Consider the following 13,835-nt stretch of genomic DNA (forward strand, 5'->3'; position numbering starts at 1 on the left):
GTGGCGATGGTGGAGATCCTTCGTGGGGATGACGGTGGCGGCCTCCTCCTCCCTGGTGCTTGTGCCCTAGGGGCGGGTGGAGGGCAGGGCGAGTCCTGTGTCGTAGGCGAGGATGACGGCCTGGACGCGGTCGCGCAGGTGGTACTTGTCGAGGATGTGGGCGACATGGGTCTTCACGGTGGCTTCGCTGACGAAGAGTTCGGCGGCGATCTCGGCGTTGGACAGGCCGCGGGTCAGGGCCCTGAGCACGTCCATTTCCCGTCCCGTGAGGGCATCCAGGCTCGGCGGGGCGGGCACCGGTTCGGGGAGTGCGGCGAACCGTTCGAGGAGCCGGCGGGTCACCCGCGGTGAGATGACCGCTTCTCCTGAGGCGACCGTGCGGATCGCTCCGACGAGGGAGTCGGCCGGGCCGTCCTTGACCAGGAAGCCGCTGGCCCCGGCGCGCAGGGCGTCCAGGACGTGTTCGTCCAGGTCGAAGGTGGTCAGGATGATCACCCGGGTCGCCGATTGGGTCTCAAGGATGCGGCGGGTCGCCTCCACCCCGTCCAGCCGGGGCATGCGGATGTCCATGAGGACGATGTCCGGTTGCAGGCTGCGGGTGTCCTCGATGGCGGCCAGGCCGTCGCCGGCTTCGCCGACCACGGTCAGATCGGGTTCGGCTTCGAGGATGAGGCGGAGCCCGGTGCGGATCATGGGCTGGTCGTCGACGAGCAGGATGCGGGTGGCAGTCATCAGGGCTGGGCCGTTTCGTTGTCGGGTGGGGTCAGGGGCAGGTCGGCGCGGACGAGGAAGCCGCCGTGCGCCAGTGGGCCGGTGTGGAGGGTGCCGCCGACGGCGGTGACGCGTTCGTGCATGCCCACCAGGCCGTGCCCGCCGCCGGGCGGCACGGGTCGGGCGGTGGCGGGCGCGAGCGGGCCGTCGTCGCGCACCGTGAGGGTCAGGCAGTGCGGCTGCCAGTCGAAGGTGACGGCGGCGTGGGTGTGCCCGGCGTGTTTGAGCGTGTTGGTCAGCGCTTCCTGCACGACCCGGTAGGCGGTGAGCTCGGTGCCGGCCGGCAGCGGGCAGGCCGTGCCCGTGTGGGTGGACTCCACGCGAAGTCCGGCTTCGCGCAGGGAGTCCAGCAGTGGGGGGATGTCGGCGAGGGCCGGCTGCGGCGAGCGCCTGGCGACCGCCTCGTCCTCCTCGGTGCGCAGCAGTTCCAGCAGGCGCCGCAGCTCCGCGACGGCGGCACGGCCGGTCGCTTCGATGGCGGCGTGCATCTCATGGGTCTTGGCCGGGTCCGTCCTTTGGACGCGGTCGGCGGCGATGGCCTGCACGATCATCAGGCTCACGTGGTGGGCCACGATGTCGTGCAGTTCGCGGGCGATCCTGGCGCGCTCCTCCACCACGGCGGTGCGGGCCAGTGCGACCTGCTCCCGCTTGAGGGCGGCGGCATGTTCGAGCGCTTCGGACGCGATGGCGCGGCGGGCTCTGACCAGGCATCCCAAGGCCCACGCGGCGACCACGAGGACGTCCACGGTGAGGGCGGAGCCGATGCTGTCGGCGGGGGCGATCAGTATTTCGGTGCTGCCGGCCGCCAGGGCCGTCACCGCCAGCAGCTGGTAGGTGGGGCAGCGTCCGTAGCGGACGGTGGTGAGGAAGACCGCCACGGCGACGGCCAGCAGCACCGTGCCGATGGTGGCGCCCCCGCCGGCGGCCGGGGCGGGGATGGAGTGGCGGGCCTGGAGCGCGGCCGCTGCCGCGCCGACGGCCCACAGTACGGCGCCCGGCCATCGGCGATGCACCGCGAAGGGGGCTCCCACCATCAAGGCCAAGGCGATGCCCACCCCGTCCAGGCCGCGTCCGGTCGGATGCGCGGGATCGACGGCCTGCGCGAGGGCGGCCACCGCGAGCAACGGGGCGAGCAGGAGGTCCACCACGGCGGGCGGTACCCGGCGCCGGGCGAGGGCATCGAGATGCCCGTGCCCGCGCGCCTCTCGTGGAAAAGTGAAACGTCTGCCGATGACAGCTCCCAAAGCGGCCCCTTTATCGCGTTACGGACTCGGCAACGTGCAAGGGCTGCGACGGATTTCCGCATCCGGTGCGAAAAGGAAGACGTGGCCCGTTCAGCGGGAAGTACGGCCGGATATGCGGGCCGGAATGGAAAAGGGAGGGCAGGTCAGTGGGTCCCGGCCAGGGCCGGCTGTGCGGTGAGCGTGGTCCTGAACCGCGCCCGGTAGGCGCCGGGGGTGATGCCGCGTTCCCGTTGGAAGGCGCGGCGCAGGGTCTCCTCGGAGCCGAAACCCGAGCGGCGGGCGACGACGTCCAGCGGGTCGGTGCCGGACTCGAGCAGCCCTTGCGCGGCCTCCAGGCGGATCTGCTCCACAAAGCGGGTCACGGTCATCTGGGCCTCGGCGCGAAAGAGCCGGGTGAGCTGGCGCACGCTCACGCCGGCCCGCCCCGCCACGGCCTCCAGGCTGTGATCGGCGGCGGGGTCCGCGGTGACGTCGTCCAGCACCTGCCGCACCACCTGGTGGCGGGGCTGCCGGGCGGCCTGGCGGACGCTGAACTGGGACTGGCCGCCCGGCCGGGCCATGAAGACCACCAGGTACTTGGCGGCGGCGCGGGCCACCTTCGGCCCGAAGTCCTCCTCCACCAGCGACAGGGCCAGATCGATGCCGGAGGTGACACCGGCGGAGCTGATGACCTTCCCGTCGCGCACGAAGATGGAGTCGGCATCGACCTGAACGTGCGGGAAGTGCTCGGCCAGTTCACCAGCCAGGCACCAGTGGGTGGCCGCCCGGCGCCCGTCGAGCAGCCCGGTGGCCGCGAGCGGGAACGCGCCCGCGCACACCGAGGCCACCCGGCGGGAGAATCCGGCCAGGCGGCTGATCCCGGCGATGAGAGGGGTGTCGGACACCGCCCGGCGCCAGTCGGAGCGGCCGGGGATGATCAGGGTGTCGATGGTGCCGGTGAACTCCTCCAGGGCCGTATCCGCCGCCAGCCGCGCACCCGCCGTGGTCACCACCTCCCGCCCCCCGCAGGAGGCGGTCAGCAGCCGGTAGCAGGCGCCCTGGTCGTTGGCGGCGGCGAACACCTCCAGCGGCCCGGTCACATCCAGCAACTGGACGCAGTCGAAGAGCACCATCACCACGAGGTGCGGCCGCCGGCGCGGCCCGCTCCTGCCGTCCATGGGGAAATCCTCCCCCTGCCGCCTCAACCAGCACAAGCCGGTCAAAAGGCCTCGGCGACCGGCGCCCTCGCCGCTACGGCCGCACACCGCGCGTCTGGGATCGATCGAACAAAGTCAGGAGCGGTGGGAGGAGGCCATGGGGCAGTCCGGCTGCGTGCTGCGAAAGCGTGCGCGGTAGGCGCCGGGGGAAACACCGAGCTCGCGCTGGAAGACACGGCGCAGCGTCTCCGCCGATCCCAGTCCGCTGCGGCGGGCGACCACGTCCAAGGGGTCGGTGCCCGATTCCAGCATGCCCTGCGCCGCTTCCAGGCGGATCTGCTCGACGAACCGGGCGGCCGTGGTGCCGGTCTCCTGACGGATCAGCCGGGTCAGGTGGCGCACGCTCACCCCCGCCCGCGCCGCCAGCGCGGGCAGCTTGTGGTCCGCCTGGGGAGCGGCCGTCACGGCGTCCAGCACCGCCCGCACGCCGGCGCTGCGGCCATACCGTGCGCGCAGCCGGACGCTGAACTGGGACTGGCCGCCCGGCCGGGCCATGAAGACCACCAGGTCCTTGGCCGCAGCACGCGCCACCTCGGGGCCCAGGTCCTCCTCCACCAGCGACAGGGTCAGGTCGATGCCCGCCGTGACGCCCGCCGAGGTGATGATCCGTCCGTCACGGATGAACAGCGCATCACGGTCCACGTGTACCGACGGGAAGCGGGCGGCCAGTTGGTCGGCCTGCCGCCAGTGGGTGGCCACCCGGCACCCGTCGAGCAGGCCCGCGGCCGCGAGCGGGAAGGCCCCCGCGCATAGCGAGGCCACCCGGTCGGCCGAGCGGGCCAGCCGCGTCAAGTCCCCGATCAGCCCGTGGTCTTCCACGGGCACGTGCCAGTTGGGGCTGCCGGGAACCATGAGCGTGCCGATCCGCCCCAACCACTCCTCCAGCACCCCGTCGGCGGCCAGCCGCAACCCGGATGTGGTCCGCACCTCCTTACCGCCGGGCGAGAGGGCAACCACCCGGTAGCGGCCCCCGTGGTCGTTGGCGGCCGCCAGGACGTCCAGCGGCCCGGTGACGTCCAGTGCCTGCACCCCGTCGTAGAGGACCATCACGACGAGGTGGGTGCGCGGGCGTCTGTCCGCGCCGGCCGGGCCGTTCGAGGTGATCATGACTGCAAGGGTCGGGCCAGGCCTTACGGCGGGGCAAGGACCGATACCCCTCGTATCCGGCCATCGCCCGCGAGAGGGCCGAAACGGTGGGAATCCCCCGGCCGGGCAAGCGCTGGGCATCCTGCGGCCGGCTGCGGACGACGGGGGGCACAAGCTCACGGCCACGACAGACCCCGCACATCCGCAACCGTCATCGTCGGGATCGCAATCCCCCGGCACTGCTGCGCGAAGCGCCGTGCTCATCAGCGCTGCCACCGGCCCGGTGGTGCTGCGCCGTTCCCGCCGGGTGTTCGGGGCCATCTCGGCATGCCGCCCGGCTCACCCGTGCTCTCCCCCCTTCTCACAGCAGCCCGGCCCGGGCGGCGTACCAGCCCAGCTGCATGCGGGTGGTGCAGCCGGCCAGGGACATCAGGCGGCGGATACGCCGGTGAACGGTGCGGACGCTGAGCCCCAGTTGGGAAGCCAGGGCCTTGTCGGGCAGGCCGGCCAGCATCAGCGCGAGGAGCTCGAGGTCCTCGCCGCTGAAGGTGGCCTGCGCGTCGCTGTCCGGTCCGGCCCGCTCGTGTCGCTGCAGGGGTACCGAGCGGTCCCACACCTGCTCGAACAGGGCGGCCAGGGCGTCCACGATCCCCCGCGTGCGGATCAGGAGGCAGCCGGCGGCCGGCTCTTGATCCGCGCCCACCGGGATCAGGGCAAGGCGGCGGTCGGCGATGACGAACTTGCTGGGCAGGGCCGTCGCGGCGCGGGCCTGTTCGCCGGCATCGAGGTAGCAGCGCAGGTGTTCACTCGCGCCGGGCTGGGCCAGCACGGCCCGCTCGTACACGGCCCGGTAGCGCACACCCCGGCCGAGCATCTCCAGCTCCGTGTCGTTGTTCTCCAGTGCCAGGGCAAAGGGCAGCCGGGCGAAGCTGAGTACCTCCCGGCGGGCCGTGCGCTGCAGGCGCACGAAACACTCCCGGATCTCTCCGGGGCCGTGGACGAGCTCTGCCGGCATCTCGAAGCCGCCGGCACGTCCGCGGTAGGTCTGCATCAGTGCGTCGATACGCGACTGAACTTTCAGCAGGGCCAGTTGACGCTGCATCACCGCCGCCGCCACCGCGACATCGGGTGCCATGGCCGCATACTGGCCGCCGTCCACAGCATCCTCTCTCGCCACCAGCCCCAGCGCTTCCAGACCCGCCAGGTCCTCGGCCAGGGCCGGCAACGGCAGATCCAGGACGCCGGCGAGCCGCTCGATGTGCTCGCCGCCCAACGCCAGCAGCGTCAGATAGACCCTCTCCTGTCCCGGCGAGCAACCCAGCGGGCCAAGAACAGGCTCCGCCTTGTGATCCGGCCCCTGATCCACCACGGTGACCTGCACCCCTCCCTGACCCGCTCACGCCACTGCAGCACCCAGTCCGCCGCCTCGTCCCGGTCGTGTGCAGCTCTGCTGCCCGGCTCCGTGAAGGCTGACAGACCTTGATCGGGCCGGTAACCACACGGCGGGCCATCCTTGCCTCACCCCGGGTCATCCCCCGGGCCGGCTTCGTCGCTACGTCATCAGCCGGGTGTGCGGCCGGCCACTGTGCCAGTCCCCGGCCCCCTGAGTGTGTTCACGGGTACCAAAAGGCCGATGGGCCGGGCATTGAGCCCGGCCCATCGGCCCCCATGGGGAAAAGCGATCAGCTCTTGACCTTGAACGCGTTGTTGAGGATCTGGTCGACAGAGTTGCCGTCCGCGTCCTTCGCGGTCACGTGCAGGGCCACGGTGCCACCCTTGACCAGCGCCTCGGCGGGGAGGTGCATACGGTACTGACCGTCGTCGCCACGGACCATGCGAGCAGTGGTCCAGTGTCCTCCACCGTCGGTGGACCAGGCGCCCGTCATCGAGGCGATCTTGGCGGTCACACCGTCGAGGCGCTTCGTCGCGAGCCCGATCTCCATCGGCTTCCCGAACTCCGCCTTGTCGTACCCGTCAAGCGGCGTACGGAGGTTGATGTTGAGCAGCGGCGGGAGGTACGTCTTGGTGCCGGCGGAGGTCATGTCGGTGGTGAAGTGCCACGTGGCGCTGGACTCGGTGCCCGCTCCAGCCAGTTCCTGCTGCATCATGGTCTCGCCGTGGAGCACCCAGTCGGTCTTCTTGGTGGGGACCTTCGGAATGAACCAACTGACCGGGCCGGACCGCTCGTCGTCGAAGACGAGATCGCCATCCTGCCACAGCTGGTAAGTGAGCCGCCGGCGGTCGGCCTCGCCGACACCGGGAATGGAGTCGGCGACCGAGTCCCCAGCGGTGTCGGTCATCCGGTTGATATTCAAGAGCATGTTCCGCGCACCGGTCCCGGGCTCCCAGTCAACCTCGACCTCGCCCGCCTGGGTGAGCGGTCCGCCGAGCTTGACCTCCTTCTGCTTACCCGGAAGGTAGTGCTCCGCAGCGTTCTGGAAGAACGTAATGGCGTCGGCGTAGGAGCCTTCCACCTGGAACGCATGCAGCCAGTCGACCCCGGGAGTGACGTAATCCGTGCGGTGGCTGGGAGCCGTCAGGCGCTGCCGGATCGCGACACCGGCGAGCGCGGGCACCCGGGCCTCCCAGACCCGGTCGCCAAAGGCGCCCGGCTGGCGGAATTCGGTGTCGATCTGCGCCAGACCCTTGATGTCCTGACCGGTGACCGTGTGGGTGAGATCTGCAGGGAACGCGGTCCCCTGCCAGTTGAGGTCGTACTCCGTGGTTGCGGTCCATGGCCGATTGGCGACAACGGCGTCGTTCATCCGCACGTACTGCATGGTGTGGGTGGTGCCTGCCGGTGCCGCGGTGTCCGATCCGTCGCCGGCGTACAGGTCGACAGGGCTGTCCTGCGAGCCGAAGTCCTCGACCAGCGACCCGGTCTGGAAGTTGAACGCGTTGTCGGCCCGCTGATGGACGCCGACCTCAGCGAGGCTGGGATTCGCCTTGCGGCCCGGGATGCTGACCGAGAACTTGTGGGCCTTGCGTGCGTCGAGGACGAGGTTGTCCATGCTGTAGGGGAAGACGTCGGGCAGGTTCAACAGAACGCCCTCGGCCTTGCCGTCGGCGGACACGCTCGCCATACGCGCGACCATGGCGAAGTGCCGACCCTGCTGGAACCACATCGTCTTGCCGCCGGGACCGATCGGCACATCCTGGAAGAGTCCGTTGGCCCTGTTCATGATCCGGACGATCGACGGGGTCGGCGCGCCGTTGCGGTCGACCGCGGAGATGTGGAGCGGGCACATCTCAGCCGCTCGCCAAACTGCCACCGGCAGAGTCAGAGCTGTGCCGGCGCCCACGGGCGTGGCCGCGACCTTTCCGGTCCACGCGCCGTCGTCGATCATCGCTGTATCGACGGTGACCTTGACGGAGGTCGACTTGCCTGCTGGAACGGTGATCCGGGAGGCGGACAGGGTGACTGCTGTGGGGTCAGCCGGCTGCTGATTCGAGTCCGCGACATCGACGTTCAGGTCATAGGTCACGTCGGTGTCACCGGTGTTGGTGAGCGTGACCTGGCGCGAGACCGACCCGGAGGTCTTGCAGTCGAGGTACCCGAAGTCGAAGGCACCCCGGTCCGGGACGACCTGCTCCTGAAGCGAGCGGCCGATGTTCAGCCGACCCGAACCCATCTGGTAGGCGGAGGTGCTGCTTCGCGGGGCGTCAGAGCTCTCCTGAAGGACGCTCTTGAGCTGCGCCGGGGTCCAGTCCGGGTGTGCCTGGGCCAGGATTGCCGCCGCGCTTGAGACGGGCGAAGTCCCCAACCCGGCGCCGCTCAGCTGGGTGTAGTACTGGTCGACCGGGTCCCCGACGCTACCGTCCGCGGCGCGCGCCTGGACGACGAGATCGCCGGGAGCTCCCATATCCGGCTTCAGGGAGTTGTCACCCCATACGGGGCCACGACCGGACATGGGGTCCAGCATATCCGTCATGGTGGTCGATGCGACCGTGAGTGCGTCAGCCGCACCCGCCGGCTGAGCCAGCGACCCCGACAATGTCCGCACGGAGGGCACGACGAAGAGCGTGCCGTACTGCTCCGTCAACTTGTTGATTTCCATGCTGACGGGGTCATCGCCCTCGCTGACGACGCCGTCGGCTACGCTGATGTTGGCGACCTTGGCACCGTGTTGAGCAGCCCAGTCCATGCCGGCCATGAGTCCCGACAGGGAGCCCTCGCCCGCGTCGTCCAAGAACTTCGCGTTCAGGAGGTCCGCGTCGTATGCGACGCCCTTGCGCTGACCGTCCGCAGCCGCACCCGAACCCGCGATGCTGCCCGCGACGAAGGTGCCGTTGCCAAAGTGGTCAAGAGTGTCGGACGAGTCGCTGAAGTTGGCGGCGTCGACGACCTTGCCGGCCAGGTCGGGGTGGGTGGTGTCGATGCCGGAGTCGATGACGGCGACCTTCACACCCTTGCCGGTCTTGCCGGCGGCCCATGCCTCAGGCGCGCTGATCTTGGTGAGGTTCCAGTCCAAGGGCCCGGCAGCCGACTTGACCGAGGCGTGCTTGGCGACCGGGGCGGCATGCACCTTGGCGTCGAGCCAGACATGGGTCACGCCGGCCAGCGGCCCCGCGGTGGCCAGGGCCCTGATGGCGCGGTGCCGTGCCAGGGCTGCGCGTCCGGCCTCGGCGAGGGAGGCGCCCAGACCCTTCGCGGCGTCCTTGCGCGCCTCACGGACCGCAGTGGCGTGGATGCTGCCGAGCTCCCGGACCACGTGCAGCTTGGTTCCGGACAGGGTGCCAGCCGCACTGCGGACGCCCGCGGCGTGCTGCACGATCAGCGGGAGAGCCGCGCCATGGGCGTCGTCGTATCCCTCATGGACCAGTTCGGTGATGTCGAACAGTTTCGGGTCGAGCACCGATCCCATCAGCGGGATCATGTCGCCCGGCACAACGCTGACGTGACCGTCGCTCCCGGTCGTGGTGCTGAAGAAGGTCGAACGGCCGGGGATGACGGCCGGCGTTATCGCGACTCTCGGGTGGGCGGTGCCCAGGCCCTGGACGAGCACGCGGTCACCGGTGACCAGGGTGACCGTCGCGGACTTGCCGGAGGCTGCCGGGGCCGGCTTGGCGGCTTTCGCCGTGTGGCCGAAGGCACCCGTGCCGATCCGGGCGGCGTTCGCGACGGCCTGGGCGGGCACGGCGGCGATACACAGCGAACCGGCGGCGAGGAAAGCCGCCGCGGCCATATGAAGACGTTTCAACAGAACTGACTCCTTGGATCACAAGCAGGCAGGCAAAAGCCGCGCCGCATGTCCCGGTACAGGCCCGGAATCGTGGATTCACATGCCGGGCGGCGACATCTTTCAACGCTGTAGATCGTCCGCGAAAGAGCCTGGCGTGGCGAAGAGGAGCCACGTCAGGAACTGGCCATACACGCCCCGGCCAGGCCAGCAACTCCGCCGATCCTGCGGCCACATGTCAGGAATCATCAGAGGTGGGTCGCCCAGAGGGGCACGTCGGAAAGAAATGCCTCACTCGTTACGGCATGACGTCACAGGCGATGTCCCGATCAGAGGGAATTTGGGCCTACCAGTGACTACTAGTCCCGTTTCCGCCGCTGTTTTCCCACGGCGCAGGAATTCTGATTGGCAGACATATGACATGACCGGTGTACGCCTTGATCCAAGTCTCGACCTGGTGTCCGTACGCCCTGCAAGCTGGGCGAGATCAGTGCACGATGCATTCGGTTTGGGGCGGACTCGGCTGTGCCTTCTTTCCCATGTCCGAGCACGTGCGCATGTCTGACCACTTGTTCGTGCTGGAGCAGCTTCGTCCATGGATGCTCCTGTCATAAGAGAGGCTTCGATGCGCAAACGGCGAATAGGCACTGCGGCAGCTGCCGTGCTGGCCGCTCTCCTCGTCCCCGCAGCGGCGCCGGCGTTCGGCGTGGCCACGACCGGAACCACAACGCCGACAGTCCAGCCCCTGACGTCGGGGATCTCGGATCAGCAGACCCACACGGTCACCCTGGTGACCGGCGATCAGGTCGCCGTCTCCCAGAAGGGCAGCGCCACACCGCGGGTCTCCGTGCTCAACAGGACCGCTGGCGTCGGCTACCTCACGTACACGCTGCACGGTGACACCTATGTGATCCCCTCTTCGGCCCAGCCCTATGCCGGCCGTCAGCTCGACCTGAACCTGTTCAACGTGTCCAAGATGATCAGGGACGGCCGAGCGGACTCCGCCGATGTGCGGATCCCCGTACACCTGGACTACACCGGCCAGGCTCGTCCCACGACACCGGGTGTCGTACTGACCGACTCCGGCACCGACGGCGCGGACGGGTACATCACCCCGAAGACGGCACACCTGTTCGGCGAGGCACTCACTTCCCAGAACGCGGCCAACGTCAAGGCGGGCCCGGGGCAGACCGCCTTCCTGGGCGGAGTTGCCTCACTGTCCACCGGCCAGGCGGCCCCCACCTCAGGCAGCACCGTCACCCCGCACTTCCCGATGAGAACGACACGGGTGGATGCCCTGGATGCCGCGGGCAACCCGGTCCCCTACGCCCTGGTCCTCATCCTCAACGCCGACGACCTCAACCGGGCCGCAGAGGTGGTTCCGGTCATCAACGGCACGGCCAGAGTCAGTCTGCCGGCCGGGAACTACGCCGCCATCCGCTACGACGACACGTTCGACGACACCGGTCACCTGACCGCTGTGCGCCAGGTCACCCAGAACAACTTCGTGATCTCGGACGATCCCTCGCAGCATCCCTCCGTGACCCTGGACGCCCGCGACGCGTCGGCCCCGGTCACGATGAGCACGTCGCAGCCGACCACGGTCCAGTACACCGCCCTCGACTGGAGCCGGAAAGACGCCACCGGCAAGCGCACCGCGGCCAACTACATCGCCGGCGGCGACACGCACTTCCTGGTGAAGCCGGAAGGCACGGCCGACGTCGGCAAGTTGTTCTTCGCGGCTCAGGCGCGCCTGCTCGGGACGGGCCGCCACACCTCCGATGCCTACAACGTCGTCTTCACCGACGATCAGGTGCGAGCGAACCAGCACTGGACGGCGGCGAACGACCGGTTCGCCACCGTGCCCTACCGTTACGCCAGCGACCTGCCGACCGCCCGCCCGGTCGGGCTGCAGACCGAGATGACGGTAGGTGACCACCAACAGGGCGAGCTTGTCTGGCCGGTCAGTAATGTCACGGCTCCCGGAACCTACAACGAGCACTTCCTGACCGGCCCCGACACCCGATGGGGCGGGGTCGTCATGCCGTGGTCGGACCATCACATGGCCGAAGCCTTTCTGATTCATCACCCCGGCCCACTCAAGCCCCACCGCTACGCACCCGTGACCTGGGGACACGGCCCGCTTGTCCCCCACCTGCCGCAGCCCGGCTATGCCTGCAACATCTGCCGTTGGGGCACCCAGATGAGGTTCTACCTCGATCCGCTCAGCGACGACGAACTCCACACGGGTGGTCCCGGTCCCGGGTCGGCGACCCAGAACATCCAGTTGTATTTCGACGATCACCTCATCGCGGACATGGACGGATCCAACGGCGCGCTACTGACGGACGTGCCGGCTGACCGTCACAAGTACCAGATCGTCTTCGACCAGAAGCGCTCGGGCGACTCGTTCACTCACGGGACGCACTCGCACACGGAATGGACCTTCCCGTCGGAGGCGACCACCAAGGGCGACCTGCCGGGGCAGATGTGTGGCACCCAGGACTCCGATCCCTCCTGCCAGCAGTTGCCGGCCCTCTCCGTGACCCACCGCCTGAACACCGATGACGCAGGTGTCAGCCGGGACAAGACGACCGTGCTCCACGTGAAGGTCGCCAACAACTCGCCGACGAAGTCCTCCCCGACCACAGCCAGTGTCCAGGTGTCCTTCGACCACGGCGCGACATGGCAGACGGCCCACCTCCTCCAGCACCGGGGCCAGGTGTACGCCTTCCGCTGGCGCAACCCGGACTCCGCACGCGGCACCATGCCCGTGCTCCGCATCCAGGCCCACGACACGGCTCACAGCTCGTTCTCCGAGACCGTCTGGGACGCATACACCGTCGGGCCCGTCAACTGACCTGACAGCTCGTCATCGGGTCCACCCGCTCGGGGGTCGGGTGGGCCCTCTTCGCCTTACGCCTGCTTCGAGGAGATAACGTGACACCTCGGCTGCTCACCGTCATGCTGGCCGCCCTGCTCTCCACCACCGCTTTCGCCGGCGCCGCACAATCCGCCGACGCCTCCGCCACGCACCGTCCTTCCGCCTCCACCGCCCGGACCACCCCGGTCAACCACATCAGCCGTTCCTGCGCGGCCCCCCGAGCCGGCAGGGCTTCGTGCCTGGCCGAGTACCGCACCGACATCCACGGGGGCCGCGGCGTGCGCGGGCGGGCCTCCCACGCAGCCGCCGGCACCCGCGCCGCCACGATGCCGACCGGATACGGCCCGGCCGACCTGCGCTCGGCCTACAAACTCCCCTCGACGGGCGGCTCCGGCCAGACCGTCGCCATAGTCGACGCCTTCGACAACCCCAACGCCGAGGCAGACCTCGCCATCTACCGCCAGACCTACGGACTGCCCGCCTGCACCACGGCAAACGGCTGCTTCAAGAAGGTCGACCAGCACGGCAGCACCACATCCCTGCCCACAGCCGACGCCGGCTGGGCACAAGAGATCTCCCTGGACCTGGACATGGTCTCGGCGACCTGCCCGAACTGCCACATCCTGCTCGTGGAGGCGGACGACGCCACCTTCGAGGACCTGGGGGCCTCGGTCGACACCGCTGTCCGGCTCGGGGCGACGGAGGTGTCCAACAGCTACGGCGGCGGCGAGGACGGCAGCATCCTCACCAACGCCGCCCACTACGACCACCCCGGCGTGCCGATCCTCGCCTCCTCCGGTGACAGCGGATTCCTCAACCAGGCCCAGGTACCCGCCTCCTTGAGCACCGTCATCTCCGTGGGTGGAACCAAACTGACGCGGGCGACCAACGCCCGAGGATGGACCGAGTCCGCGTGGGGCGCCCCCGCGTACGGCGCCGGAAGCGGCTGCTCGGCCTGGATCGACAAGCCCGCGTGGCAGAAGGACACGCACTGCGACATGCGGACCGTCTCAGACGTCTCCGCCGTCGCCGACCCCGACACCGGAGTCGCCGTCTACGACACCTACGGCCTCGGCGCCTCCGGCGGATGGCTGAAGTTCGGCGGCACCAGCGTCGCCTCGCCGATCATCGCCGGCGTCTTCGCCCTGGCGGGCAACGGTACACAGATCAACGACGCCTCCTGGCTCTACGCACACGCCGACAAGCTCTTCGACGTCACCGGCGGCAGCAACGGATACCCCAACGCCGGCTACGACTGCGGAGGCGACTACCTGTGCAACGCGGTCCCCGGCTACGACGGCCCCACCGGCCTGGGCACCCCGAACGGTCTCGGAGCCTTCTGACGCCCCTCCCATCCGGGAAACCGCGCATGATCGACATACGCCTTTGAGACGAGGTGTCGCCGCACGTCCCGGCGTGCGGCGACCACACCACCCGCAAGAATGTTTGGCAGGCCCCCGACACACCGCACCGC

General features: G+C 69.4%; 8 protein-coding genes. 2 read left to right on the plus strand and 6 right to left on the minus strand.

Translation table 11 applies throughout. From position 1 onward, the window contains the following. Positions 1 to 66: 66 nt before the first annotated feature. The 6 genes from ABZ904_RS34865 to ABZ904_RS34890 all read right to left on the minus strand — a co-directional run bounded on the left by ABZ904_RS34865 (position 67) and on the right by ABZ904_RS34890 (position 9,498). Positions 67 to 732: a response regulator transcription factor gene (locus ABZ904_RS34865; protein WP_361001332.1), complete on the minus strand. Its 666-nt coding sequence runs from the start codon at positions 730 to 732 to the stop codon at positions 67 to 69. Next, positions 732 to 2,015: a histidine kinase gene (locus ABZ904_RS34870; RefSeq protein ID WP_361001328.1), complete on the minus strand. Its 1,284-nt coding sequence runs from the start codon at positions 2,013 to 2,015 to the stop codon at positions 732 to 734. The genes ABZ904_RS34865 and ABZ904_RS34870 overlap by 1 nt, the downstream gene beginning before the upstream one ends. A gap of 143 nt (positions 2,016 to 2,158) precedes the next feature. Beyond that, a complete protein-coding gene (locus ABZ904_RS34875) occupies positions 2,159 to 3,172 on the minus strand; it encodes a GlxA family transcriptional regulator (RefSeq protein WP_361001325.1) in 1,014 nt (337 codons plus the stop codon). A 114-nt stretch (positions 3,173 to 3,286) separates the two neighbouring features. After that, positions 3,287 to 4,318: a GlxA family transcriptional regulator gene (locus tag ABZ904_RS34880; protein WP_361001321.1), complete on the minus strand. Its 1,032-nt coding sequence runs from the start codon at positions 4,316 to 4,318 to the stop codon at positions 3,287 to 3,289. A 340-nt stretch (positions 4,319 to 4,658) separates the two neighbouring features. Then, on the minus strand, positions 4,659 to 5,678 hold the full coding sequence (locus tag ABZ904_RS34885) for a winged helix-turn-helix transcriptional regulator (protein ID WP_361001318.1): 1,020 nt from the start codon (positions 5,676 to 5,678) through the stop codon (positions 4,659 to 4,661). A 301-nt stretch (positions 5,679 to 5,979) separates the two neighbouring features. After that, positions 5,980 to 9,498 carry a S8 family serine peptidase gene (locus ABZ904_RS34890; protein WP_361001315.1) on the minus strand — a complete coding sequence of 1,173 codons (3,519 nt, stop codon included), beginning with the start codon at positions 9,496 to 9,498 and terminating at the stop codon, positions 5,980 to 5,982. 604 nt (positions 9,499 to 10,102) lie between these two features. Here ABZ904_RS34890 and ABZ904_RS34895 point away from each other — a divergent pair. Both ABZ904_RS34895 and ABZ904_RS34900 read left to right on the plus strand, forming a co-directional pair. Beyond that, positions 10,103 to 12,337, plus strand: coding sequence for a hypothetical protein (locus tag ABZ904_RS34895; protein ID WP_361002294.1), 2,235 nt, complete (start codon positions 10,103 to 10,105; stop codon positions 12,335 to 12,337). A gap of 80 nt (positions 12,338 to 12,417) precedes the next feature. Next, positions 12,418 to 13,704 carry a S53 family peptidase gene (locus ABZ904_RS34900; RefSeq protein ID WP_361827920.1) on the plus strand — a complete coding sequence of 429 codons (1,287 nt, stop codon included), beginning with the start codon at positions 12,418 to 12,420 and terminating at the stop codon, positions 13,702 to 13,704. Positions 13,705 to 13,835: the final 131 nt, after the last annotated feature.

Source organism: Streptomyces sp. NPDC046900 (genome assembly GCF_040644975.1).
GTDB lineage: Bacteria > Actinomycetota > Actinomycetes > Streptomycetales > Streptomycetaceae > Streptomyces.

What these genes read in the sequence shown, in the direction of transcription:
- ABZ904_RS34865 (WP_361001332.1), bottom strand. Translation starts at nt 732, where the DNA reads ATGACTGCCACCCGCATCCTGCTCGTCGACGACCAGCCCATGATCCGC.
- ABZ904_RS34875 (WP_361001325.1), bottom strand. Translation starts at nt 3,172, where the DNA reads ATGGACGGCAGGAGCGGGCCGCGCCGGCGGCCGCACCTCGTGGTGATG.
- ABZ904_RS34880 (WP_361001321.1), bottom strand. Translation starts at nt 4,318, where the DNA reads ATGATCACCTCGAACGGCCCGGCCGGCGCGGACAGACGCCCGCGCACC.
- ABZ904_RS34895 (WP_361002294.1), top strand. Translation starts at nt 10,103, where the DNA reads ATGCGCAAACGGCGAATAGGCACTGCGGCAGCTGCCGTGCTGGCCGCT.